This is a genomic window from Clostridium sp. AF34-13, assembly GCF_003477845.1.
In the GTDB taxonomy this organism is placed as follows: domain Bacteria; phylum Bacillota; class Clostridia; order Lachnospirales; family Lachnospiraceae; genus Butyribacter; species Butyribacter intestini.
In genome coordinates, this window is sequence record NZ_QUEB01000016.1 from 50482 (window position 1) to 77180 (window position 26699).

Consider the following 26699-nt stretch of genomic DNA (forward strand, 5'->3'; position numbering starts at 1 on the left):
ATTATTATACTTAGGTGGAAAACTAAAAATACCATTAGTTAAAACACCTTACAAAAATATATATAAGTATAAAATAAAATTCAAATAATGGCAAATTTTTTCTATAAATAATAGTATAAATATGGTAAAATAAAAAAATGGCAATAATAGGTCATACATAAAAATAAAAGTTAAGGAAATATAGCAATGGGATTAAAACAAAAAATTAAGAATAAAGTTAAAGGCGGACTGAGACTGCATAACAGGATGATTCTTATATATATTATAGGTGGAATGCTCCCTTTTATAGCTGCAAGTTTATATACAAATGCAAAAAATCAATCTAACATGATAAAATTAAATAAAAATACTCAGGAAAGTGAGATTGAAATACTAAAACGACAGATTTCAGAGTCAATGACTGTGGCCGTTGATGTGTTAAATCAATTATATGTAAGTTCGGCAGTCAATGATGTTACAAGAAAAACTTACGACAGCATATCTGATTTTGAAAACGAGTGCAATGCAAGACTTGGGATTATTGACCGCTATCTGTCTTATTATAAAAGAGATATATCTGATATAAAGATATTTGTTGATAATAAGCCGATAAGTGCAAATAAGTATTTCTTTTATCTGGGTGATGCCGTAAAGACAGAGAACTGGTATAAGCCGACGATTGAAAGAAACGGAGATGTATGCTGGAATTATGGCGTTGGACGAACTACCAGACAGAAACATATCCAGGTAACAAGGGCGATGAAGGACAAATATGGAAAGATTATAGCGGTATTGTGTGTGCAGTTACAAAATGATTTTATTATAGATACCATTTCAGACCGTTCTATGCATACGGTGCTTTTATATAATGATAGTGAAATAATATATACAAATTATGCCATGGATGATGATACACCGTTTTTGGCAGAACGGCTTAAAAAAAAGAAGCAGCATGAGTATGCAGGACAGATTACGGTCGGAGTTGAAGACTATCTTCTTGTTTACAATAAGATATATCCACGGATAAAGGGATATGAGTATGAAGACCCGCCGCATTTTACAATTACAACGATAGAGAGAGTTCAGGATCTTACATCAAGTATAAATATTAACAGCCTGAAAAGTTATACTGCTGTTATCGTAGGGCTTTTTGCGTCAGTTATTCTGATACTTGTGTTTTCCAAAATGTATTCAAACAGAATGGAGCTTTTGCGTAAACAGATGCATTATGTTGCTATTGGAGAATATGATAAGGTTACGCCTATTGAGGGGACTGACGAGATTGCTGAACTTTATAGGGAAGTTGAAAAGATGCGTGATGACAATCGTGAACTTATGCAAAAAATTGTTGAGGAACAGGTTCAGAAAGAAAAGATTCATACGAAACAAAGAGAAGTGGAATTTAAGATGCTTGCCAGTCAGATAAACCCGCATTTCCTTTACAACACACTCGAAACAATAAGAATGAAAGCAAAAATAAACAAGGAGCCTGAAATAGAGGAACTTGTAAAGATGCTTGCAAAGATAATGAGAAGAAATATTCAGGTAAGCGACAAAAAGGTCACTCTTAAATCGGAAGTCCAGCTTATAGAATATTATTTAAAAATACAAAATTACAGGTTTGGAGACAGGATACATTCGCAGGTTATCGTTGATGATGATGTGGAGCAGGATGCAAAAGTTCTTCCTCTTATAATACAGCCGTTTGTTGAAAATGCCTTTGTGCATGGTCTGGAGTCAAGTGAGGATGGCGGAAATCTTACAGTGCATGTGAGACGTGATGTGGGAGTCATCGTCGTGACAATAGAGGATGACGGTGTCGGAATGGACTACTATCAGCTTGGAAAATTGAGATATGCCATAAATTCAGGTGAGGCGGCAGAAAAAGGTCATATAGGTGTAAGCAATGTAAATCAAAGACTTAAGCTGCAATATGGAGAGCAGTTTGGAGTTACGGTAGACAGCACTCTTGGAAAAGGAACAAAAATAACAATAATGATGCCGTTTGTTTTTGGGGAGTAATGTTGCTTAAAATCAAATAATTTAACTAATTCTAGGGGTAAATATGTCAAAAAAGTATGGTTTTATTTTACGGTATTTACCCCTAGAATTATGTTAAGATATTGGAAATGTGGTGGCTATATGATTATCAGGTAAAAGTAAGGTCACCGGACAAAAAAGTATAGGAGGAAGATTTACTATGAGAAAATCTTTAAGAAAAATTTCAGCAGCAATCGCAGGATGTGCTCTCGCAATGGCACTTACGGTTGGTGCAGTACCAAATGCAGCAAATGCGGCAGTAAAACCACAGTGTACAAAAGACGGTGAAAAAGCAGGTAAAGCAAAATTTAATCCTGATGGAACATATCATGCATACTTCGGACTTCAGCAGCAGAATACATGGATTTTCCGTGATCAGTGGTTCAGCCCTACATTAGGTGTAAAGGGAACTGACCTTGCAGGAAATGATTATGCAAGTATTCTTCAGTCAAAAGATGGAAAAGTATTAAAGAAGGACGGAACCGTTACTGATGCCGAGATTACAGGAAACGGTACTTACACTATCGGTGTAACAGGTCTTAACGGTTGTATCGACACAGACCTTGATGCAAACCCTATATCAATGATTTACGCATCAACAGATATTCCTATCAGTGCTATCAAAGACGGCACAGTTAAGATTTCAGATGTAAAGATGTCTATCGACGGCAGAGAGGCATTCTCAGGAGAGCCTTATACAAACGAGGATACAGAGCTTGTTAAACTTTACCAGTTTGACTGCACAAATACATACAAAAAGGATCAGTTTGAAAATCCTTCAATCCTTTGCCCATCTGATTCTATCCAGATTACATTTACTATAAGCGGATTTACAAATGACAATCCTAATGCAGTTGCAGCTACTCCTACACCGGCAGCAGACTCAAGTGCATCATCATCAACTTCATCAACAAGCAGTACTGAAAGTAATGGAGGTACAAACACAACAGCAGTTGCAGTAGTTGTAGTTGTTGCAGTAGTAGTTGTCGCAGGTGTTATAGTATTCGTTAAGAAAAAGAAAAACTAATCAGAAATAAAAACATATGACCTTTAGTTAGGATTTATTATAAGGATAATAAATGTTTAAATAAAACTGCCGTATCGTGCTGATGCGGCAGTTTTTTTGATGTGTATCTGCGGTGTAGGTGCTTAAAGGAAAATGTATATATCAGTAAATATACAGGTTATTGAAATATATTAAAAATACATTCAAAAAATAAACTAATATTAAACTTGTATGAAAAATAAATGTATTTTCGGTCAATAATTTGTGGTAGTATTTTACACCCCAAATTTATATAATTAAATCAAGAAGAAGGTCAGATAAAAGATAAATGGTTATAAAAGATTTATATAGCCAAAAAGATTATCCAATCATAACTTAGGAGGTCATTATGAAAGAAGAAAAAAAAGAAGGGAGAGGCAAGCTAGACTATGTTTATATAGTTCAGAGACTTGTTACTATTTTAGCCATAGTTGCAGCGTTCTTTCCTGCATTTAGTCCATCAAGAATTACAAAATTGATCGACGACACGATTTCATTGTTTACATCAGGTGTTTCATACTCAAGTCTTACAGACGGTGCAAGCAGAGCACTTCGTATGGAATGGGTTGATGAAACTGTATTTGTTGTAGTATTTATCGGTTCACTTATATTGATGCTCGGTATTTGTCTTGCGATTGCAGGGGGATGTATGTCATTAGGAAATCTCAGATTACAGAGACTTGGACTTAAGTTTTCTTTTGGCGGTTCGTTAGCTGAGATTGTCGGTGTTGTCTTTTGTTATATAAGTTACAACATGATTCAGAACAGTGAAAATGTAAAACGCGTAAAACCTGTATTCCCTAATGGAATGATTTTATATGCAGTATTTGCAATTATACTTCTTGTTACAACACTTATCCTTATGGCGGGTATGCCTAAGGCAGACAAGAATGAGAAATTTGAAATGGAATCAAAATATAAGCTCTTCCTTATGTTCCTTCCATTTGCAGCACTTGCTTTCGTATTCTGCTACTTACCACTTTGGGGCTGGAGATATGCATTCTTCGATTACAAAGCCGGTGGAACTTTATCAATGAGCAATTTTGTAGGTTTTAAGTGGTTTACATATTTATTTAAGAATGAAGCTACAAGGCGTGACCTTATAAATGTTATTAAAAATACACTTGGTCTTAGTATGTTAAATGTATTGACAAGCTGGATTCCTATGATGTTCGCTGTATTTCTCTGCGAGATTAAGAGTCTCAGATTCCGTCGTTTTGTACAGACATTTACAACAATCCCTAACTTCATAAGCTGGGTACTTGTATATGCTATAGCTATAGCTATCTTCTCTACAGATGGTTTCATCAATACATTCATGAAAGAGTTTGGAATGTTAGCACAGAATGCACAGGGTAAGAACTATCTGATGGCTGACTCACATATGTGGATTAAGATGTGGGCGTGGGGCACATGGAAAGGTGTCGGCTGGAGTGCCATCATCTATATAGCAGGTATTTCAGGTATCGACCAGAGTCTTTATGAGGCGGCGACGGTTGATGGTGCCGGAAGATTCCAGAAGATGTGGCATGTTACACTTCCGGGACTTCTGCCAACATTCTTTGTACTTTTACTTATGTCAATCGCAAACATCCTTACAAACGGTCTTGACCAGTATCTCTGCTTCACAAACGCACAGAACGCACAGTCAATCAGAGTTCTTGACCTTTATGTTTACCAGTTAGGTATGGGAAGCAGCGGAAGTATTCCGTTGTCAACGGTTGTAGGTATGTTTAAATCAGTAATATCCGTAGTATTGTTGTTTGTTGCCAATGGAGCATCTAAGCTGCTTCGTGGTGAGAGTATCATATAGGAGGTGAGTACGATATGGCAAAGACAAAACAGGAAAAAGAAGATGCTAAGAGAGAAAGAGAGTATGAAAAGAAGCATAAAAGAAAATATCGTCTTACACCTGGTGATATAGTATTTTATATTTTTAACTATTTGTTCTTTACTTTGTTTACAGTTACATGTATATTCCCATTCTGGTATCTGTTTGTAAATACAGTATCAAGGAATGATTATGTTCAGAGAGGTATCGTAAACTTCTGGCCAAAGGGATTTAATATTCAAAATTACCTTGCACTTAAAGAGGTTAGTGACCTTGGTTCAGCATTTATCATATCAGTATCAAGAACACTTATTGGTACTGCACTTATGGTAATTGCATCAGCATTTATCGGTTATCTTGTTACAAAACAGGAAATGTGGCACAGAAGTTTCTGGTATCGTTTCCTTGTTATTACAATGTATTTTAATGCAGGTCTTATTCCATGGTACATGAACTTTGCAATGCTCGGTATGACAAATCATTACTCAGCATATATTATACCTGCTATTGTGGCTCCGTATAATATCATTCTGGTAAAGACATACATAGAGTCGATTCCGGCGGAACTTGAGGAAAGTGCATTTATTGATGGTGCTTCATATATGATGGTATTTAGGAAACTTATATGGCCTCTTAGTAAACCAATCCTTGCGACAATCGCAATTTTCGGTGCGGTAGGTCATTGGAACTCATTCCAGGATTCTTTAATACTTATGAGTGATTCAAAACTCTTTACATTGCAGCATAGACTTTACATTTACCTGAACCAGTCATCAAACCTCGGTACATTGATGGACAGTGCAGATTCATCTACAGCTAAGAATGCAATGGAACAGGCTATGAACTCAAAGGTTATTAAGTACACTATCTCAATGATATCAGTTATTCCTATCCTTTGCGTATATCCGTTTATGCAGAGATACTTCGAGAAAGGTATCATGCTTGGTGCGGTTAAGGGTTGATGCTGTAAGGTATTGCAATTTAACTCAAGATTTGATAATCTGATTATAGTTTTTATAAATGGGTGATTGTGTAAACAGTCACCCATTAAAAAATTTACAGTCAGATAGGGGGGATAGTGTGAAAAATCCATATATGCAAGATTTTTCGCACACAAGATTTGTGTCTGAGCACACTTGACACAAACTTAATATGCACAAAAAACGTGTGCAGAAATGAGGGATAATATTTATATGTTCAAAAATGGTTTCTTTGAAAGCCCGTTATACAAATTTGGCACAAGACTTGTGGATGTGCTCGAACTCAATTTTTTATGGCTCTTTTGCAGTCTGCCGCTTTTGCTGGCACTTGCTTTTCCGAAGTGGCTTGGATTGTTTTGGATACCATGTGGTATCATAGGTGCATTTACTATGGGAGCTGCATCGGTGGCGGCATTTTCGATTACGCTTAAAATGGTGGATGACGAGGAGGGTTATATATTTAAACCTTTCTTTAAAGAGTTTAAAGCGAGTTTTTTTAAGGGCGGAATAGCAGGTATAATACAGACATTTGCAGTATATGCACTGTATCTTGATTTCCAGCTTTTTAATAATGTCAAAGATTCAAATATAATGTTTCTTATAGTCTTTATACTGGGTCTGATATTATTATTTACGCATTATGTTTATGCGTATGCACTTATGGGAAGATATGAGAATACTGTTATAAATACGCTTAGAAATTCATTTACGATTTCTCTCAGATATTTTAAGAAAACAATACTTATATTTTTAGTTGTCGCATTTGAAATCCTGTTGTTTGTATGGTCGGGAACAACAGAGTTTATTGGACTTATTATTGGACCGGTATGTATAATGTTTACGATAAGCGGAATGGCAAAACCAATATTCCTCCGGATTGAAAAAGATAACAGCGGTTCTGATGATGAGGAAGAAGAAACCGAAGAAGATGTAGATGTGTCTGAATATGAGACTATAGATTATGAAAAACTTGCTAAAAAAGCAAAAAAGAATGAATAAACTATATGTAAACAAAAAATGTAGAAATAATAATATAAAGTTTCAAAAAAAGTGAGGGTAATAAAAGTGCTTAAAAATATTGCACATTTGTCCTTGAAAATGTAAAATATATACATAAGACAAATGAATTTGTGCTGTGTTGTGCACAAATTTATATGAGATTTATTATACAACACAGAAAAGAGGAAAATTATGAGAAAAGGTGCATTTAGTAAAAAAATGCTTTCTGTATTGCTTGCAGGCAGTATGGTTGTAGGTTCTGCGTCAGTGCTTTCCGGATGTGGTACTAAAAAGAAAAACGGCGTCGTTAAATTAGATGTTTACAGCCAGTTGGCTAACACACAGGGTATGCAGACAGGATGGGGAGCAGATGTGCTTAAAGAAAAGTTCAATGTTGAGCTTAATATTATTCCTGATGCAGATGGTGTTTACCAGACACGTGCCCAGAAAGGTGACCTTGGAGACATCGTTATCTGGGGAAGTGATTCAAAGGATTATGTAGATGCTGTTAAGAACAACCTTCTCCTCGACTGGAACGAAGATGATCTTCTTACAGACTGCGGACCATATATTAAGAAACATATGTCAGATGCTCTTAAGAAGAACAGTGGTCTTACAAAGACGATTACAGATGGCGAAAGAGATACTACTTATGGTCTTGGACACAGTATAGCAACCAGCAGTAAGGATCATGATGCATTCTTCTATACATGGGATACTCGTTGGGATTTATATAAGAAGATGGGTTACCCGAAGGTTAAAAATCTTGATGAATTCAAGAATATGCTTATTAAGATGCACGAAATTTGTCCTAAGGATGATAACGGAAATCCTACATATGCCGTTTCACTCTGGTCTGACTGGGATGACGGAATGGTTATGTATGTTAAGTCTACAGTTACAGCTTACTATGGTTATGATGAGATGGGTATCGGATTATATGATCCTCAGACAGGTAAGTTCCATGACGCACTTGAGGATAACGGACCATACCTCCAGATGCTTAAGTTCTACAATGACTTATATCGTGCAGGTCTTGTAGATCCTGATTCGATGACACAGACATATGATCAGATGAGTGCTAAGGTTAAGAGTGGTGGTGTATTATTCTCAATCTTCAACTACTCAGGCTCACTTGGATTTAACACAGACGCACATCTTAAAGCAGGTAAGTATATGTACTGTATGAAACCTGACGAAGCTAAACCTATCGTTTATGGTATGAATACACAGGGTGGCGACCGTGTTACAACAATCGGTGCTAAGACAGAGTACCCTGATTTATGTATGGAAATTATCAACTACTTTGCAACTCCGGAAGGTCGTATGGTATATCAGTATGGTCCTAAGGGTGAAACATGGAATTACGATAAGGATGGTAACACATACTTTACAGAGCTTGGTAAAAAGACTCATGCCGATGGTAAGACAAAGATGGAGAAGCATAAGGGATCATTCCAGGATGGAAGTATCCAGGCAGCATTCTCTACATGGGCTAACGATGCAGAGAACCCTGATTCAAACGGTGAAACATACAACAGTGATAACTGGAAATCTAATGTTCAGACTCCTGAGTATAAGATTCAGCAGGATTGGGTCAACAAGACAGGATGTAAGAACCTTAACGAGTACATGGAAAAGGGTGGAAACTATGTAGTTGCACCTGCAACATCTTACTCAGCAAGTGCTAAGGATGATGAGTTAAAGACAACATGGGCACAGGTTACAACATCTATCAAAGAGAACTCTTGGAAAGCGATTTATGCTAAGACAGATGCTGAGTACAATAAGTGTGTTCAGAAGATGAAGAAAGATACAGCAGCATATGGTTACGATAAGTGCCTTAAGTGGTGTGAGAACGAAGCTGCAACTCGTCGTTCATTAGAAAAAGCATTGACTAACTAAACAAAATTTAAAGTTAAACCTTATATGGATATTTATCCTCTCCGTCACAACAGGCGGAGGGGATTTTTGTGTTGGTGAAGTTGAATAAATAGTCTTAAGGATAATTGCTTAAAAATATTGAAATTTTGTGCAGTTTGTTATAAAATAAGGGCTAAAGAACGAAGTTGTTTGGATGAAATGCATTATTATAGGCACGATACTCATGGTGTCTGCCGTGAGAAACATATAGATGGAGGGGATAATCATGAAAAAAATCTTAAAAATGACATTAAAAGAAAATAAGGTAAAAAAGAAAACAGAGTCATTTACAAAGACAAATGAAAATCCGACTGAAAAGAATGTGGTGGAAAATAAAAAACAGAAATCCGGGATAAAGAAGTCAAGATCAATAGTTACGAGGATTGCATCTCTTGTATATATCAGCATATTTGCTACAGTTATACTTATTGCATTGTTGGTAGTTCCGTATGTGAGTAAAACATTGCAAAGCAATACAAAATCGACGATGAGTGATGTTGTCAAAACTTTAGGAGAATCTTTTGACAAGCAGATTGACAGAAGTGGCAAGAATGTCGTACTTACAAAGGTTGCATTGCGAAATGCTTTGAAAGGAGCCAGGATAGAGGGATTGTCAACATCATATATGTATATTATTGATTCTGACAAAAATTATGCATGGCATCCGGATGAGAATAAAATTGGTTCAAAAGTTGATGTGCCGGTTATTGAAGGTATTGTAGATAAGATGCTCAATAAAGGCGGTGGCAGTAAAAATTGTGGATTTGTTGATTACAAATATAAAGGGAGAAATAAAACTGCCTCATACCTTACAAGCAATACCGGTGCATTTACATTGGTATTATGTTGCGACAAATCTGAAATAAATGCACCGGTAAGAAAAGTGTATGCAAGATCTGCGATTGCTATAATTATTGTAGTTGTGATTATGGGAAGTCTGGCAATAATTATACCGAAGAGAATAGCAGCACCTATAAAGGATGTAGTATTTTCAATGAACCGTATGGCAGAACTTGATCTGGCACACAGGGACATAAATGTGCATAAGGTTGCAAAGTACAATGACGAGATGGGTATGCTGGCAAGGTCGGCATTGGTTCTTAAAGAAGAACTTTCAACAATGGCAAAGGCTTTGATGGACAATAGTTCTAAGCTTGATGATGCATCAGTGTCATTAAAGGACAGTATAGAAAAAGTTGATGATACGGTTTCAAGTATAGAACAAGCTGTTACAGGAATTGCAGATGGGGCAGGAAGTCAGGCATCTGATACCCAGAGTGCAAATGAAAGTGTTATAAACATTGGTGCAGATATAGACAGATGTACTGATACGATGAATAACCTCTCAGAGTCAGTTGAGAAGATGAAAAATATGAGTGGGGAGACAATGGCAGTATTAAAAGAGCTTGTTAAGATAAGTGAAAATACTTCAGATGAGATTTCAGTGCTTAAAGAAGAAACATCTAAAACAAATGTTTCGGCGGAAGCTATAAGGAGTGCAGTTGAGCTGATACAGTCGATAGCTGACCAGACAAGTCTTCTCTCGCTTAATGCTTCTATAGAAGCTGCACGAGCCGGAGAACACGGAAAAGGCTTTGCAGTAGTGGCAGATGAGATAAGAAGCCTTTCTGAGAGCAGTATGAACAGTGCAGACGAGATAGAGAGGATTGTGTCAGAGCTATTGGAAAACTCCAATGTAAGCGTTGAGAGAATGGCAACAGTAAGTGATGATGTTTCAATACAGATTGACAAACTTGGAAATACAAGAAAATCATTTAAGGGGCTTACAAACGAAACTGACAAGGTTATAGAACTTACAGATAGTATTTCAAAGCAGATAAATGAGATAAACAATGCAAAGAATAATGTAAGTTCGGTTCTTGAAAGCCTTTCAGCAATAGCTGAACAAAATGCAGCAAGCACAGAAGAAACATCCGCATCAGTTCAGGAGATTGGAGCTTCGATTGATGTTATAGGAGATAGTGCAAATGATTTGCAAAATCTTGCAGCGGATATGAGTGATTACATAAAGAAGTTCAGATTGTATGAGGACTAAAGTTTGAATGTGGGTTGCGAATATCTGCTTAACTAAAAAATAAAATCAGGCATCAAAGTGAATATAATAAAAAGAAGCGGCAAGGTTTTGCTGCTTCTTTTTGTGTTATATTGTAACAGTTCAGCCATAAAAAGGTGATTGGCAATACAACGAGCTTGTTCTTTGTATTGTTAAGTACCTTTTTATGGTAGAATAGCCTTTCATTTCTGAAATGAAATAAACATAAGCTGCAAAGCAGCGACTGACAGCTCGCTGGCAGGTTTATGAATGTAAGAAATGAAAGGCTGAACTGTTACATTATATAGTATAAGTGATACATTGCAAGTTGGTAATTGAATTATAAGTGTCAACACTAAAATAAATATTGCAATGTAAAGTTGGCTTATAGGGGATTAGAGAGAAACAAATCTGTCTGCCTCGTCCTTTAATTCATTTGCAATCTGCTCATTTTCATGCATCTCATTTGAGATAGCCTCAATGCCGGATACAAGGTCTGTTGTGTTTGTTGCAACATTTGTAATTCCGTTTGTGCTTTCTTCAACGGCTGTAGATATACCATTTAAAGACTCTGAAACATTTGACATGGCTTCTTTAATAGATGATGCCATAGTGTTAAACTTAGTTACTATTTCGGTGACATGCTCAGCATCATCACTGTACTGGTGTCCTGATTTGACAAATCCGACATAATCTTCCAAAACATTGTTTGTTATGTAGTCTATCATTTGGTTTGAATTTTGAGTAAGTTCTTTAACGGCTATAATAACCATACTGTTGATATTTTGGATATTGTTTGCTGCTTCACGGCTTGAATCTGCAAGCTGGCGGATTTCATCAGCTACAACAGCAAAGCCCTTTCCGGCTTCACCTGCTCTTGCAGCTTCGATAGAAGCATTTAACGCAAGAAGATTTGTCTGGTTGGATATGTCTAATATGTCTTTTGTAAGGTCATTGACCTTATCAACACTCTTGCTTTCTTCAATAGCTTTTTCAAGACTTTGAACGATTCCGCTTATAATTTCATTGGCGGTATTTCCGTTGTCTACAGCTGTTTTTTCAAGTGCATTTGCACGCTCTTTCATTTCATTTACATAATCAAGAAGCTTAACAGACTCGTCTGAGAGGTCTGTGACATTTGAATCTACATCATTTGTGTTATCGTTTACCGAGATAACAGTGGCAGACACTTCTTCCATTGCAGATGAAAGTTCTTCCATAACTGCTGATATATCACATGAATTATCATTGGCTTTGACAACCTTGTTAGATACGGTACCGACAATATTTTCAAGCTTGTTAGTATTGCTGATGATTTTTTTCATAATCTCCTGTAAAGTTTCAATAAACTTATTTATATCATCACCTATTATACCAATCTCGTCTTTTGCTCTGATGTTGAGTCGTTTTGTAAGATCGCCATTGCCGGCATTTATGTTTTCTATAATTTCAGCAAGTGCTTTGTTCATACCTGCAACGGGACGACATATAGACATATAGCAGATATAGAGTACACTAAAACCAAGTATTAAACCAATGACAAGAAGTGTAATGCCTGTTATCTGGCTTGCACTATGTACACTTTTTTGTTTTGCAACACCTGCATCCATTGCTTTCTGATTCGCATCCTGCATTTCAGTTATATTATCTTCAATTTTTTGTGACTGTGTGAAGAGTGCGTTATTTGCCATTTCAGCAGCTAAAGTACCCTGACCTGCGGTACTGGCATTAAGTGCAGTGTTAAAATCTTTGAGGTACTTATCATAATTTGATTTAAATTCATTGAAGTTGTCTTCTTCCTGACCTGCATCAAGTGTTTTCTCAAACTGGGTACAGAGATTTGAAATCTCTTTTGTTCTCGTTTTGTAGTTTTGGACAAGGCTTGATTTTACGCTGTCGTCAGTAGATATGCAATGTTTATAGATTATGCTGTTTAATGACTCAAATTTCTCTGATATATCACCGAGCAATACAAGGCTTTTGGAATAATTGTCAGAAATTTCAGTACCGACATTTAGCATATTGTTGGCTATGCTAATAGAGGTTAAACTTGATAATGCAAGAAGAACCACTATCACAGCGACAGGAAGCATAATTTTGATTTTTATGCTTGTGTTTTTTAGTTTCATAATAAATTTCTCCCTTCATCGTCCATAATATATTTTTATGTATCTTAGACATAAAAATTGGGCAAAAAAATGCCCTGACATTAGTATATAAAACCGCAATACATATGTATTTATTTTACAACATTTTAGATTTATTTTAAATATAATTTTTAGGATAAATATAGTAATAATTTGGCATTTTTTTACAGTGATTTTTTGTGATTTTGAGGAAAAATAAAGATAATGAAAATGAGAAGTAAAATGAAATTAAGTGTAAAAATATAATTTGAAGTTATATAATATTTTTTGCGTGTCTGTTGCGAAGTATGGTAAAATAGAGGTAAGTAATAATGGTATGAGATATGACGGTATTTTAAAATTGTCAGGCGGGTAGCAGAGCGGATTGCGAATATCTGTCTATGAAGGAGGTGTAGGAAGTATGGAGTATTTTAAGGATAATGATTTTTTTGAAAAAATGGAAAAGGTGGCAGTTCCAAAGCTGGATGCGGCAAGGACAAGCGGATATTATACTGCATATGATGGAATAAAAATATATTATGATAAATTTAAAAATAAAAATGAGAAAGCAATAATTGTAATTTCTCATGGATTTTGTGAATTTGCGGAAAAATTTGAGGAAGTCATATATTATTTTTTGTGCAAGGGATACTCGGTATATATTCCGGAGCACAGAGGGCATGGCAATTCTGACAGGGAGACTGATGATCTGTCAAAGGTATATGTAGATGGTTTTGATAAATATGTAAATGATTTTTACGGGTTTGTGAGAGACATTGTAAGAAATGAAAATCCGGGCAAAAAAATGGTACTGTATGCACATTCGATGGGAGGTGCGATAGGTGCACTCGTGCTTGAGCAATATCCTGAACTGTTTGATTGTGCAGTGCTTACTTCTCCTATGTTAAAAATGAAATTTAATGGTATTCCTGAATTTGTTGCAAATCTTTTGAGAATTTATGCGGCAATTTTCCCGGTAAAATTAAAATATGTACCCGGTCAGAGTGCATTTGATGGCGTTAGAGATGAAAAATTTGGCTGCTGTACATCAGGTGAGAGATATGAGTATATATTCAGAAAGCGTGAAAAGAATGACAGGTACCATATGAATGGTGCGACTTACGGCTGGAGTATAAGTGCGATGAAAGCGACAAAAAAGCTCCAAAGAGAAGCAGAGAAGGTGAAAATACCGGTATTGCTTTTTCAGGCATCGGATGATGACTTAGTGGATAATAGAGGACAGAACAGGTTTGCAGAGAAAAATAAAAATGTTATCCTGATACAGATACCAAACTCAAAGCATGAGATATACGGTTCAACTTATAATACAATAAAATGGTATTATGAGGTTATATGGAAATTTTTAGATAAACATTTAGGAGGAAAGTGACATTGAAATTGTTGTATGGTTTATTTTATACTTCTTTTTCACTGGCAGTTGTGTCGGCATTTGCTCTTGTGGTTGTTTTGCTGATAAGATTTATAATAGTTAAAGTACCTAAAAAGTATTTTATGTGTCTGTGGTGGCTTTTTTTGATAAGGAGCATATGTCCGGTGTCATTGTCAAGTATATATTCACTGTCACCAGGAATAAATAGAAAATTTCATATATTTCTTGAGTTGATAGGACTTTCATTTGATGAACAGGGCGGAGTGCTGACAGGCTGGCAGAGTGTTTTTGTGCGGCAGTTTACGGTAAATACAAATTTTAGATTTTGCAGTATCATGTGGGCCGCAGGTGTTTTGTTCATATGGATATACACATTAGTAAAGCAGACCGGGATAAGAAAGTGGCTTCAAAAGGCTGAAAGACTGGATGGAAGTATATATCAGCATGAGAAACTTAATATTCCGGTAATGACAGGTGTTTTCAGATTAAAGAAATATCTTCCGGGCAAGATGAATGTTTCCGAGGCAAAATATGTGTTAAGGCATATGGAGATACATGAGGAGAGACATGACGGTGTGCTAAGGGCAGCAGCTTTTATTGTGTTGTCGCTGCAATGGTTTAATCCGTTTATGTGGCTTGCTCATTATTTTATCTTAAGAGATATTGAGACAGCGGCAGACGAGGATACGCTTAGTTATTTTGGATACGATGACAGGGCGAAATATGCACAGGAAATACTGAATATGAACAAGGGGAAAAAAGTTATAAGACCATCTCTTGTGACTTTTCAGGAAAACCGTATTGACGACCGTGCATCAAAGATGCTTTATCAGAATAAGATAAAGAAAAAAGACAGACAGGTAGTAGTGCTTGTTGTCCTAATATTCTTTATCTGGTGGTTTATGTTAAGACCGCTATATATGTTGTGGGAGGGCAGTTTAGACACAACGGTAGACAACAGCATTTCGCAGACAGAAGAACCGTTATTTGATAAAACAAAACAGGTTGTCGTTGCACAGACTAATGTTAAGAGTGCAGACGGCTTGTCAAAGGTCATAAAGATAGTAATGACGGATGGGCAGCAGGAAGATTCAGGTTATGATGGTGAGTTTAAGCTTGTTTTGGAGGACACGGAGGGAAATAAGCTTGCCGAGGAAAATTTAAACGGACAGTTTGGTGAGAATAAGAATGATAAGCTGCACTTTGAAAAGAATGTTGCATTGCATATATCAGATTATAACAGCGATAAGGTAAATGAAGTTGCGATAGGTCAGGATATAGAATTTACTGATGAAAATCTTAACGCTTTGCTTGGCAGAGAGCCAAAGAAGAAAGAGAAAAATAAAATAAAGAGTATTCAGAAGTATTATATCTGGAATATCGAGGCTGACAAGCTGCAATGTGTGTCTGAGCCGATTTATACGGCAGACAAGACGGGTGCGGAGGCTAATTCCTGTGAATTTAAGATACCAAAGGGAACTAATGGAGTTATAAAAGTAAAAGTTTTAAAAAACAAGTTTTATTATGTATGGGATGGTACTAATGAAATGTTTGTAAGAAAAGAACTTACAAAAAAACAGCTCAAAAAATATAAAAAAGACAGCGACAAAACCGATGAAAGCGGAGAAAAGAGCGTTCATTCCTTAAAGAATGACAGTGACAGGGAGAGTGTAAGAGTTGTAACTCAAAAGGACTCAACCGGTTCAGAGGAAATAAAAAATATTGTTATATCTCCAAACGGTGCATCAAAGAAAATAAGTAATATTAAAGGATATTATTGTGAACTTCAGTGGGTGCAGACAACGGATAATGAGGAAAACAGGTATGCTGTGCTTACATACAATGGCATAAAGTCACAGACATTTGTTGTATTTGATACAAAGCTGAAAGAGATATATTATAAACAGGAGGACGGAAACAGTGCGTTAAGCAGTGTGTTTGACCGTTACAATGGAAATCAGAATGACATTGCGTTTAACAAAGATGATTTGGTTGTATATACTCTGCAGGAAAAGGAAAACGATGTGTTAAAAATCGGATTTGCCGCCAATGCAAAGGATAATGTGGTCGTAAAGGGAAGTTATAAGTATGATGTCGAAAAGAAAAATCAATACGACTTCAATTATTCGCAGACTTCAGCAGCAAATGCAGGCAGTGGTAACAACGATACGGGAGCATCAGCGACAGAAAGCCCGACGGCTTCAGCAAGTCAATAAGATGATGAAAGAGTTAAAAACAGGCTTTTTGTTATTATTAAAAATAGCGGAAAGCCTGTTTTGGCATATGTAAAATTTTATCAATAAAAAGGAACTGTCTGTTTTTTAAGCAAAAAGACCAAGATCAAGGATTGCATCGGCGAGGTGTCTGTGGCCGGATGCATCCATATGTTCCATATCATCAGTGCTGTAGGAAGATACATCAGATGCAGCTAGAAAGTGGCAGCCGTATTTGTCGGCTATCTTTTTATATACATCTTTAAGTTTGTGTGATGTTTTTACAGAGTTTTTGTTAAACTCAGGGTCAAACTCGGGCTTCCAGACATCATCACCAAGTACGATAGGTGACATGAGCAGTATGTCTAAAGACGAATCATACTTTTTAATCTGTGATATAAGCTTTTCAATACCTTTGCCGATAAGACCGGCAGAGGCATTATAATATGTCTTGCAGTCGTTTGTGCCAAGCATAAGTATTACATAATCTATAGGTGAGTGTGATTCAAGGAGTGCCGGAAGCATATCTATACCGCGTCTGTTGTCACGAAGCTCATCTTCAAAGATGGTAGTGCGTCCACAGAGTCCTTCTTCAACTATTTTATATCCGTTAGGGAAAAGTGCCGACTCAAGAATACCGGTCCAGCGTGTGCTGCGGTCAAATCTTGATGTTGTACCCGGTATAAGACCATAAGTATTTGAATCTCCAAAACATAATATCTCTTTCATGACAAACCCTCCTAATTTCTTAAATCATACTATTCATACTAAGCTGATAGGATATATATGATTATAAGGGTGGAGTTATGATTTGTCAAGGAAAAAATATAATAAAAAGAAATGAGAGGCTGAACTGTTACAATGGATTGAAGATATAGGATTGAAATGGGTAAAATAAAAAACACCGCTTATGCGGTGTTTTTAAGAAAGAGATTTATGAAAAGAATAATATTATAACAAATATTATTTCTTATAAACAATTCGTCTTGCACATTTAGGTCTAGAGTAATTGTATTTTGAAATCTTGATACCTGTCCTTGGATTGCTTGCATGAACGATGCGTCCACTTCCAATATACATAGCAACATGATTTACTCTGCCTGTACCGTGTGTGTAGAAAAGAAGATCTCCCGGTCTGAGATTTGAAAAACTTACTCTCTTTCCGTATGTTGACTGTTCACGAGAAGTTCTAGGAATTCTGTAACCGAACTTTCTGTAAACACTCATTGTAAATCCTGAACAGTCAGTTCCGTGTGTAAGGCTTGTTCCTCCCCATACATAACGATTGCCTACAAATCGCTGTGCATAAACAGAAGCCTGATAGCCTTTAAGTGAACCATATCTTCTTGCTCTAACACCGTTAAGAGTGAGAGCGTTGCTGAATTTATAATAAGCTGTCATAGATGAAAGACTGTCTGTAAAACCTGTCTTTTTACCTGACTTAACTTTTACCCATCCGTTATTGTAAGTCTTAACTAATTTATAACTCTTTCCTGCTTTAAGGCTTGTAAGAGTTTTTGCTGAAGAACTTTTTGATTTCTTTAAGGAAACTTTTTTTGCTGACTTGTTTACTTTTACATATGCAGTACCATATTTGTTTGCAACCTTAGCTGCCTTTGCACCTATTGCAAAATATTTTTTGCATACATAACCTGAAACTCGTCCGGATTTAACCTTGAGCCAGCTTTTGTTTGTAGAACCGATGATGTTGACTTTATATCCTTTATAAAGTCTTCCGACAACCTTAGTCTTTGTACCGGCACCTTTGTTTACATTAACAAATCCAGTCTTTTTAGTAACAATACCAAGTTTATTGAAATTTGTTGTAACCTTTATAGCTGAACCAGTTACTACATCAGTAGTGTTGTTATCATTATTGTTATTGTCGTCTACATCAGTAGTATTATCACCATTATTAATCTCGTCGCTTAAAAAAGACATACCGGGAATTGTTGCTGCTTTTGTTTCAGCAGGTGATGTACTAAACGAAGTAAGTACACAGGCAACAGACAATGTAAGTGCTGTTCCAAGTGATAATGCCTTTTTTGTCAAGCCTTCCTTAAACATATTATCCTCCATAATTTTTTGATATTATAATAATTTGTGTGTATTTTCAAAAGAATATGTAATGAATTATTTAAGTTTGTTACAAAAATATTACATCACGATTTTTATTGTAACAACTTAATATGTATTTGTCAACACAAATTAAGGAAAAATTACTATTAGGTTAAGAATTAGGTGTATGTTTTTGGTGATTTTTTCATATTTTGGAGTTAATCTTTTACAATATTGTAACATTCTAAGTATGATTTTATACATTTGGTGAATGAGTTTCTTCTATATATAATGGTTGTGTAATTGAAAATATTTTGCGACGGTAAAATGTATTGGTTCAACTGTATATATTTGGGCTTAATTGTTGCAGCATAACAGTTCAGCCTTCCATTTATTACATTCATAAACCTGCCAGTAAACTGTCAGTTGCTGCTACGCAGCTTATGTTTACCTCATATAATAAATGAAAGGCTATTCTACCATAAAAATATAATCAGCAATACAATGAGCAAGCTCAGATATTACCGATTATATTTTTATGGCTGAACTGTTACATTACAACACAGAATGACGGATTTTTTTCTTTACAAGCTAAACTGCGGATATTATAATTAGACTTAACAATGTTTTGGTTGCGGTTTACGGCTCAGATGCTAACTGTAACAAATTTGAAGATACAGGGGGAGAATATGGACAAAATACAGCTTTTCCGAAGAAGATATATCCCAGATGAAATCAAGGAACTTAAAGACGATATAGTGTTGTCTGTCACAGATGATATGATACTTACAAAATGGAATGTTTTAAAACCGAGAAAAGACATTGCAAGAGGTGTGTCTGCTTATTTTATTGACAAGGGTATAAAAGTGAGCAAGGTATATGACAGTGAGGACAATCTTGTCTATTGGTATTGTGATATTGTGGAGACGGTTCATGAAAAGGACAGTCAGAAATATGTGTTTAATGATCTTCTTATAGATGTTTTGGTTTACCCTGACGGATTTGTTAAAGTGGTAGATATAGACGAGTTTGCTGATATAATGGATGAGAAAAGACTTGATAATGCTGTTATCGCAAAGGCTTTGAGGAGTGCGGACGCATTGCTCAAGGTGATATATGCCGGGCAATTTGAGAGATATACAAAGATTATAGATGATGCTGAATAGGAGAAGTTTGGCTATAGGCAGATAGCAGTTTTGAGTTAGACGGTTTTTTTAATGTGTTTGCCTATTATTTCGGAAACATCAGTTATTGAAACAAATGCGGATGTATCAATGGAATTGATTATATTTGTAAGTTCTCTTACTTCAAAGCGTGTAATGACACAGTAGAGAACTACTTTTTTTCCGCTGACAAGCCCCTCTCCTTCCATAAGGGTAACGGTTCTGCCGAGTGTCTGGTATATTTTATCTGATATTTCTTTAGCATCATCAGTGATTATGGTTGCTGCTTTAGCCGTGTTTACACCGTTTTCAACAACATCAAGTACCTTTGATGTGATAAAATATGTCAAAAGGCTGTACATGGCTCTGTCAGGACCAAAAAGAATACCGGCAATGGAATAGATGACAAGGTTCATTATGAGAACCATTTGTCCGACGGCAAGACCGAATTTTCGGTTTAAGATTATTGCAACGGTTTCCGTACCGTCAAGACAGCCGCCAAATTTTATGATAAGACCGACACCTATTCCGAGAATGACACCGCCATAGCAGACGGCGAGAAAGGTTTCATCGGTTGCATTTGTCCACGGAGCAAAGAGTGATACAAAAAGAGAAAATATTATCATGCAGTATGCTGCTTTTATAATAAATATCTTGCCAAGTTTGTGCAGACCAAAGAGCAGAAAAGGTATGTTTAGTATAATGGTAAGCATACTGAGTGGGAGTTTGGTAAGATTGTTTATCATTATGCCGATGCCGATGACTCCACCGTCAAGTATAGTGTTCGGTACGAGAAATTCCTCGATGGCGAAAGCTGCGATTATTGAGCCTATGGTGAGCATAAAAAATTCTATCAAAATCTGAAATCTGTTTTTATTTGTCATTTAACCCCTCATTTCGTTTTATTTTATTATGATTTGTTGTTGTTATCTTATGTGGTGTTGTATGGTAAAAGTTTTTTATCTTATAAAAAAGGACAAAGTATGTCTTTTGGGAGACACCTTTGTCCTTTGTGTTTGAAATATCTTGCCTACTGGAGATCTGAATAATCTTTTGCTGTAGTCTTGCCGTTTTTCCAGTCATCCATTTTCTGCTTTGTTGCTTCAAGTGTGTCTTTGCAAATGTCAGGAAGGTCTTTGCCCCAGGCTGCTGTTGCTCTGTCGTAACCTTTTTGGATAGCTGACATCATTTCATCTGCTTTGTCTGTATCTCCACCTGAAAGTGCAATAGCCATACTTACAAGACGGTCAGAAGTCTTGTTTACACCCCAGTAGCCATCCTCTGAAATACTTTCCTGTGCAGCTTTAATGGTTTCGGGATCTGCATTTTTAGCTGCGGCTTCAAATGTAGCAGAAAGATTGAGGCCTGAAACATCATCCTTTTTCATAAGGCTGGCAAGGTCAAAAGTACCTTTTTGCTTATTTAAAAGTTTCTCTACAAGATTTTGCATAGACTGTAAGCGTGATTGCTGGTCTGCCTTAAGCTTTGAGATAATAGCATCTTTGTTGTAAATCTGGTTTGCACTGTCGGTCTTTTTGTCAGTTGTCTTGTCGAAAACAACACCGTTTTCTTTTGAAGTATCAGTAGAAGCTGCTTTGTCTGCTGATGATGTATTTTTCGTTGATGCGGCAACGGCTGCTTCTGTTTCTTTTGTGCTGTCAGCCTTTTTGGTATCAACTTTGCTGTATGTGTTTATTGATGATGAAATTGCATCTAAACTCATGATTAACCTCTTTTCTGCACACATTTTTTTTGCGTATAGTGCGAAAGTTTTTATCTTTCATACATAAGATTTGTATCAAGTGTGCACAAACACAAATCTTGTGTGTGAAACCTTCATTTTTCACACTGAAACCTTCATTTTCAAAAGTATAAGTGCTCATTTCTTTGAAACACTGCTAAATTGTTTAAATTATCGTTATTAGTTATTATTTTGGTCGTATGCAAAAACTTATTTGGATAGCAAATTGTTTCTTCTGATAATTATATCGTCAGGAATATGCCGTAATATAATAGGAAAGTTTACAACCTTTTAATAATTCTCACCCTACATAGTCCGACACAACACCACATCAAAATCAGGGTAATCAGCTTTTGCTTTTTCGTATGCTTTTTTTGCAGTTTCCATATTTTTAAATATACCAAATGTTGTTGGACCGCTTCCACTCATAAGTGAGCCTATTGCACCAATTTCGGTGAGATAGCGTTTAAGTTCGGCGATTATCGGATTTTCGGGTATGGTTACTGTCTCTAGTACATTTGAAAGTGAAGCTGCTATTTTTTTTATGTTTTTATCCTTTATATATGAGATTACGGCTTTGTTATCCGGATGATAATCGAGTTCGTTTAGTTTGAGGTGTTTGTAAACATACGGTGTGCTTATTGATATGTTTGGTTTTATAAGAAGTACGGGTATGCCTGTAAGCGATGTGAGGGGTGTGAGTATCTCACCAATGCCCTCGGCAAGCATTGTACCTTTTCTTATGCAAAATGGTACATCAGCTCCGAGTTTTACACCTATCTCGCAAAGTTTTTCAATGTCAAGACCAAGCCCGCACAATTCGTTTATTCCGATAAGTGTGGCGGCACAGTCGGAACTTCCGCCGGCGAGTCCGGCAGCGGCAGGTATATTTTTGGTGAGGTGTATCTTAAATCCACCATCAATCTTAAAAGTGTCTTTCATAAGTTTTGCAGCTTTATATACAAGATTTTTCTCAGCAGGTATCTTGTCTGGAAGCTCTTTATTCATTGAAAAAAGAATTGTTTCATCTGCAGTTTTTTCAAAAGAGAGTTCGTCGCATACATCTATGCTCTGCATTATCATAGACAATGTATGATAACCGTTTTCAAGTTTTCCCGTCACATCAAGTGTCAGATTTATTTTTGCAGGTGTTTTTTTTATTAAAATATTTCCCATAATTTTGCTCCTCTAAATCTAGAATTTTTTGTGTATTTATTGTCTTAGTTTTAACAGATAAACGCAGCTCAATGCGTGAAAATTCAGTCTTTAAGCCGAGTTTACAAAAAATTAACATATAATAATAATAGCATATTATGGTAAAATTTAGTATATAAAAATTGTATAACCATTATGTCAAAAATACTTTTTACATATCTTAACAGCAGTAGTTATAATATCAGTCGTTGAAAGGAAGTTGACACAAAAATATCACAGATGCCGATTGATATTCAGCAGGCAGATGATTTCCTGCGTATAGGTATTTTGATTTTTATGTTTTCCTTAAAAAATAAGATGGAGGTGAATATTGTGGATACTCTGGTAGAGAGTTTGATGGAAGAACTGAACTGTAAAACAGTATTTAAGATTCCAATATTCGGCGGCATACCTATTTATGAGTCTGTTGTCGTTACATGGATAATAATGCTTGTAGTTCTGGTCTTGTGTGTTCTGCTTGTCAAAAACCTGAGTATAGAAAATCCCAGTCGTAAACAGCTTGTTTTAGAAACAGCGGTGAGTGGATTGTACAATTTCTTTAAAGGTACAGTCGGCGAAAACGGTATTGCATACATACCGTATCTTGCATCGGTGGCTATTTACATAGGAATAGCAAACCTTATCGGTCTTTTGGGATTTAAACCACCGACAAAGGATATGAATGTCACCATAGCACTTGCACTGATGAGTATTATTCTGATAGAGGTTTCAGGTATTCGTCAGAAAGGTACAAAGGGATGGCTTAAGAGTTTTGCAGAACCGATGCCTATAATATTACCAATTAATATATTGGAAATATTTATCAGGCCACTTTCATTGTGTATGCGACTATTTGGAAATGTACTTGGTTCATTCGTTGTTATGGAGCTTCTAAAACTTGTGGTTCCGGCAGTATTACCGGCGTTTTGCAGTATGTACTTTGATATATTTGACGGTCTTATCCAAGCATATGTCTTTGTATTCTTAACTGCATTGTTTATAAAAGAAGCGACAGAAACGGAATAGTATAATAAGGATTTTTGAAAACAGAAATATTTTTGCTGGGCATAGTTCAGCAAGATTAAATTAAAGAAAAGATTTAAATGAAACAGAAAAGGAGATTAATATTATGTCAGCAACATTATTAGTAGCAATCGGAGCAGGAATCGCAGTTTTAACAGGAATCGGAGCAGGTCTTGGTATTGGTAAAGCAACATCTTCAGCAGTAGACGCTATCGCAAGACAGCCTGAAGCATCAGGAAAGATTAGCAGTTCACTTCTTTTAGGTTGTGCACTTGCCGAGGCAACAGCTATTTACGGTTTCGTTATCGCACTTCTTATCATCTTGCTTCTTAAATAATCAACCCGTCTGAGGATAAACATTTAGGAAAGTATGATAATTAATTATTGACGGAGTGTTGTCGTATATAAAATGTGGAAATAACAGCCGGATTGTTGATACGGCAGCAGTTTTTTTGATGGATTGTTGAAAGAAGGACAATATATGTTAAGTATAAACCCGTGGAATATTTTATGGACAGTCGTAAATCTGCTTGTCATATATGCGATATTCAGAAAGTTTTTGTTCCAGCCGGTTATGAATGTTATCAACGCACGAGAGAAAATGATAAATAATCAGTTCAAGAGTGCTAAGGATGCAGAGGACGAGGCAGACAAACTTAAGAAAGAATATCACGATAAGATTAAGACAGCAAAGACAGAGGCTGACCAGATATTAGCAGATGCTAAGGAGCGTGCTGATGAGGCTTATAATTCCCAGATGGAAGACATCAGAGTTGAGACAGAACGCTTGAAAGAAAAAGCCAAGAAAGACATCGAGGCTCAGCATGAAAAAGCAATGCAGGCAACACAGGCAGAGATTGCAAAACTCGCCGTTGTCGCAGCAAGAAAAATTTTAGAGACAGGTGATAGCCGTGACGCAGACAGCAGTAAATAGTGCAAAGGTTTTGTACGATCTGTCGGTTGACAGAAAAGATGTAAATGATGCTGAGGATATATTGTCACTTACACCTGTTCTGAAAGAGGTTTTGGAATGTCCTGTTGTCAGTCTTGACAAGAAGGAAAAAGTGATTGATGATATTTTCCAAAAAGCAAAACTTTCGTCCGTAATCGCAAATTTCATAAAGGAAATGTGCAAGGTCGGTAATGCCGATGAACTTAGTGATATTTTTAAGGCTTACCATGAATACTGGGACGAAAAAAATCATATTCTTCGTGCTACAGTAACAAGTGCAAAAGAGATGTCACAGGATGAGATAAAGAGTATAAAAGATGATATTAAAAAGAAATATCCGGATTATACCGTTGAATTATCTGAGAATGTGGATGATTCGTTACTTGGCGGATATGTAGTTAAGACAAAGATGGAAGAATATGATAAGAGTTTCACATGGCGGTTGAGCCAGTTGGAACGAAAAATGACTGGGAGGTGAATTTGTTGGGAGCTATTAGCGCAACAGATATCATATCTATAATTAAAAAAGAGATAGAAGATTTTGATTGGGACGATTCGGCAAGAGAAACCGGAGAGGTTATCTGGGTCGGTGACGGAATCGCAACAATATATGGTATAGACCATGCAATGTATGGTGAAATCGTAACTTTTGAAAACGGTGTCAAGGGAATGGTTCAGGATATAAGACAGAATGAAATAGGATGTATTCTTTTTGGCAGTGATCTCGGTATCAAAGAGGGAACAAAAGTTGTAAGAACAAAGAAAAAGGCAGGTATTCCTGTCGGAGATGCATTCCTTGGCAGAGTTGTAAATGCATTAGGTGAGCCTATCGACGGTGAAGGAGATATAAAGGAAGACGATTATTTCCCTGTTGAGCAGGAAGCACCAAGTATTGTGGATAGAAAGTCGGTTGATACTCCGCTTGAGACAGGTATTCTCTCGATTGACTCTATGTTCCCTATAGGAAGAGGTCAGCGTGAGCTTATCATCGGTGACAGACAGACAGGTAAGACTTCTATAGCTACAGATACTATTATCAACCAGAGAGGCAAGGATGTTATTTGTGTATATGTCGCAATAGGACAGAAAGCTTCAACGGTTGCAAAAATCGTAAATACATTAAAGAAACATGATGCAATGGATTATTCTATCGTAGTTTCATCGACGGCAAGTGATCCGGCGTCATTACAGTATATTGCTCCATATGCAGGAACAGCACTTGCAGAGTATTTTATGCATAAAGGAAAAGATGTTTTGATAGTTTATGATGATCTTTCAAAACACGCTGTTGCATACAGAGCAATCTCACTTCTGCTTGAGCGTTCACCAGGTCGTGAGGCTTATCCAGGTGATGTATTTTATCTTCATTCAAGACTTCTTGAAAGATCGAGCAGACTTAGCGATGAACTTGGCGGAGGTTCTATAACAGCACTTCCTATCATAGAGACACAGGCAGGAGATGTATCAGCTTACATTCCTACAAATGTTATTTCTATCACAGACGGACAGATATTCCTTGAGAGTAATCTTTTCTTCTCAGGTATGCGTCCTGCCGTAAATGTCGGCTTATCAGTATCCCGTGTAGGTGGTGCGGCACAGACAAAGGCAATGAAGAAAGTTGCCGGAAGTATCCGTATTGACCTTGCACAGTACAGGGAAATGGAAGTGTTCACACAGTTTTCTTCTGACCTTGATAGTGCTACAAAGGCGCAGCTTGATCATGGTGAAGCACTTATGGAGCTTCTTAAGCAGCCGCTTTGCAGCCAGCTCAGTCTTCATGAGCAGGTTATCACACTCTGTCTTGCAAATGCAGGTGTGTTTGACAAAGTCGGAAAGAAGAATGTAAAGAAACTTCAGATGGATATTTTAGGACAGTTTGATACAAAACATTCTGAGATTGGAAAAGAGATAGATGATAAAAAAGTTATTTCTGACGAGATGATAAATAAGATCGTTGAGTTAGGAAAGGAAATGTCTAAATAGAACCGG

21 protein-coding genes are annotated in these 26699 nt (G+C 36.5%); 15 read left to right on the top strand and 6 right to left on the bottom strand.

All coding sequences use genetic code 11. The features are described 5' to 3' along the window. Positions 1–186 precede the first annotated feature (186 nt). The 7 genes from DWZ63_RS12960 (at position 187) to DWZ63_RS12990 (ending at position 10853) form a co-directional block, all read left to right on the top strand. Positions 187–2001 carry a sensor histidine kinase gene (locus tag DWZ63_RS12960; RefSeq protein WP_118500081.1) on the top strand — a complete coding sequence of 605 codons (1815 nt, stop codon included), beginning with the start codon at positions 187–189 and terminating at the stop codon, positions 1999–2001. Positions 2002–2179: 178 nt separating this feature from the next. After that, a complete protein-coding gene (locus tag DWZ63_RS12965; RefSeq protein ID WP_055946697.1) occupies positions 2180–3046 on the top strand; it encodes a hypothetical protein in 867 nt (288 codons plus the stop codon). Between the two features lie 367 nt (positions 3047–3413). Next, on the top strand, positions 3414–4877 hold the full coding sequence (locus tag DWZ63_RS12970) for an ABC transporter permease subunit (protein ID WP_055946699.1): 1464 nt from the start codon (positions 3414–3416) through the stop codon (positions 4875–4877). 14 nt (positions 4878–4891) lie between these two features. After that, positions 4892–5857 (top strand): carbohydrate ABC transporter permease, encoded by a 966-nt coding sequence (locus tag DWZ63_RS12975; RefSeq protein ID WP_082440860.1) that lies wholly within the window; start codon positions 4892–4894, stop codon positions 5855–5857. Positions 5858–6088: 231 nt separating this feature from the next. Beyond that, positions 6089–6874: a DUF624 domain-containing protein gene (locus DWZ63_RS12980; protein ID WP_182431523.1), complete on the top strand. Its 786-nt coding sequence runs from the start codon at positions 6089–6091 to the stop codon at positions 6872–6874. 192 nt (positions 6875–7066) lie between these two features. Beyond that, the gene (locus DWZ63_RS12985) at positions 7067–8779 is read left to right on the top strand and encodes a hypothetical protein (RefSeq protein WP_055946707.1); all 1713 of its coding nucleotides are present in this window, start codon (positions 7067–7069) and stop codon (positions 8777–8779) included. A gap of 244 nt (positions 8780–9023) precedes the next feature. Further along, positions 9024–10853, top strand: a complete 1830-nt coding sequence (locus DWZ63_RS12990) for a methyl-accepting chemotaxis protein (protein WP_182431524.1) — start codon at positions 9024–9026, stop codon at positions 10851–10853. Between the two features lie 392 nt (positions 10854–11245). Here the strand turns inward: DWZ63_RS12990 and DWZ63_RS12995 are convergent, their stop codons facing one another. Next, positions 11246–12979, bottom strand: coding sequence for a methyl-accepting chemotaxis protein (locus DWZ63_RS12995; protein ID WP_118500084.1), 1734 nt, complete (start codon positions 12977–12979; stop codon positions 11246–11248). 418 nt (positions 12980–13397) lie between these two features. Here DWZ63_RS12995 and DWZ63_RS13000 point away from each other — a divergent pair, with 418 nt between their 5' ends. Then, positions 13398–14366, top strand: coding sequence for an alpha/beta hydrolase (locus tag DWZ63_RS13000; RefSeq protein ID WP_118500085.1), 969 nt, complete (start codon positions 13398–13400; stop codon positions 14364–14366). Between the two features lie 2 nt (positions 14367–14368). Continuing rightward, positions 14369–16582, top strand: coding sequence for a M56 family metallopeptidase (locus DWZ63_RS13005; RefSeq protein ID WP_182431525.1), 2214 nt, complete (start codon positions 14369–14371; stop codon positions 16580–16582). A 105-nt stretch (positions 16583–16687) separates the two neighbouring features. Here the strand turns inward: DWZ63_RS13005 and DWZ63_RS13010 are convergent, their stop codons facing one another. Continuing rightward, complete coding sequence (locus DWZ63_RS13010; RefSeq protein ID WP_022013251.1) at positions 16688–17308, bottom strand: GDSL-type esterase/lipase family protein; 621 nt, start codon at positions 17306–17308, stop codon at positions 16688–16690. A gap of 234 nt (positions 17309–17542) precedes the next feature. Then, positions 17543–18646, bottom strand: coding sequence for a C40 family peptidase (locus DWZ63_RS13015; protein ID WP_055946720.1), 1104 nt, complete (start codon positions 18644–18646; stop codon positions 17543–17545). Positions 18647–19326: 680 nt separating this feature from the next. Here DWZ63_RS13015 and DWZ63_RS13020 point away from each other — a divergent pair. Continuing rightward, the gene (locus DWZ63_RS13020; protein WP_182431526.1) at positions 19327–19803 is read left to right on the top strand and encodes a DUF402 domain-containing protein; all 477 of its coding nucleotides are present in this window, start codon (positions 19327–19329) and stop codon (positions 19801–19803) included. A 35-nt stretch (positions 19804–19838) separates the two neighbouring features. Here DWZ63_RS13020 and DWZ63_RS13025 read toward each other — a convergent pair whose 3' ends face one another. From DWZ63_RS13025 to ispE, 3 genes are all read right to left on the bottom strand, one after another. Continuing rightward, on the bottom strand, positions 19839–20684 hold the full coding sequence (locus DWZ63_RS13025) for a YitT family protein (protein ID WP_118500088.1): 846 nt from the start codon (positions 20682–20684) through the stop codon (positions 19839–19841). 146 nt (positions 20685–20830) lie between these two features. Beyond that, complete coding sequence (locus DWZ63_RS13030) at positions 20831–21523, bottom strand: hypothetical protein (RefSeq protein ID WP_118500089.1); 693 nt, start codon at positions 21521–21523, stop codon at positions 20831–20833. A 324-nt stretch (positions 21524–21847) separates the two neighbouring features. Continuing rightward, positions 21848–22717 carry a 4-(cytidine 5'-diphospho)-2-C-methyl-D-erythritol kinase gene (gene ispE, locus DWZ63_RS13035; protein ID WP_118500090.1) on the bottom strand — a complete coding sequence of 290 codons (870 nt, stop codon included), beginning with the start codon at positions 22715–22717 and terminating at the stop codon, positions 21848–21850. 375 nt (positions 22718–23092) lie between these two features. Between ispE and DWZ63_RS13040 the strand changes: the two genes are divergently transcribed. The 5 genes from DWZ63_RS13040 to atpA all read left to right on the top strand — a co-directional run bounded on the left by DWZ63_RS13040 (position 23093) and on the right by atpA (position 26693). Beyond that, positions 23093–23761, top strand: coding sequence for a F0F1 ATP synthase subunit A (locus DWZ63_RS13040; protein ID WP_182431528.1), 669 nt, complete (start codon positions 23093–23095; stop codon positions 23759–23761). 103 nt (positions 23762–23864) lie between these two features. Further along, positions 23865–24095: an ATP synthase F0 subunit C gene (gene atpE, locus DWZ63_RS13045; RefSeq protein WP_022013259.1), complete on the top strand. Its 231-nt coding sequence runs from the start codon at positions 23865–23867 to the stop codon at positions 24093–24095. 144 nt (positions 24096–24239) lie between these two features. Further along, on the top strand, positions 24240–24692 hold the full coding sequence (gene atpF, locus DWZ63_RS13050) for a F0F1 ATP synthase subunit B (RefSeq protein ID WP_055946732.1): 453 nt from the start codon (positions 24240–24242) through the stop codon (positions 24690–24692). Next, the gene (gene atpH / locus DWZ63_RS13055; RefSeq protein WP_022013261.1) at positions 24670–25188 is read left to right on the top strand and encodes an ATP synthase F1 subunit delta; all 519 of its coding nucleotides are present in this window, start codon (positions 24670–24672) and stop codon (positions 25186–25188) included. The genes atpF and atpH overlap by 23 nt, the downstream gene beginning before the upstream one ends. Continuing rightward, positions 25185–26693, top strand: a complete 1509-nt coding sequence (gene atpA, locus DWZ63_RS13060; RefSeq protein ID WP_347474860.1) for a F0F1 ATP synthase subunit alpha — start codon at positions 25185–25187, stop codon at positions 26691–26693. The genes atpH and atpA overlap by 4 nt, the downstream gene beginning before the upstream one ends. Positions 26694–26699 lie beyond the last annotated feature (6 nt).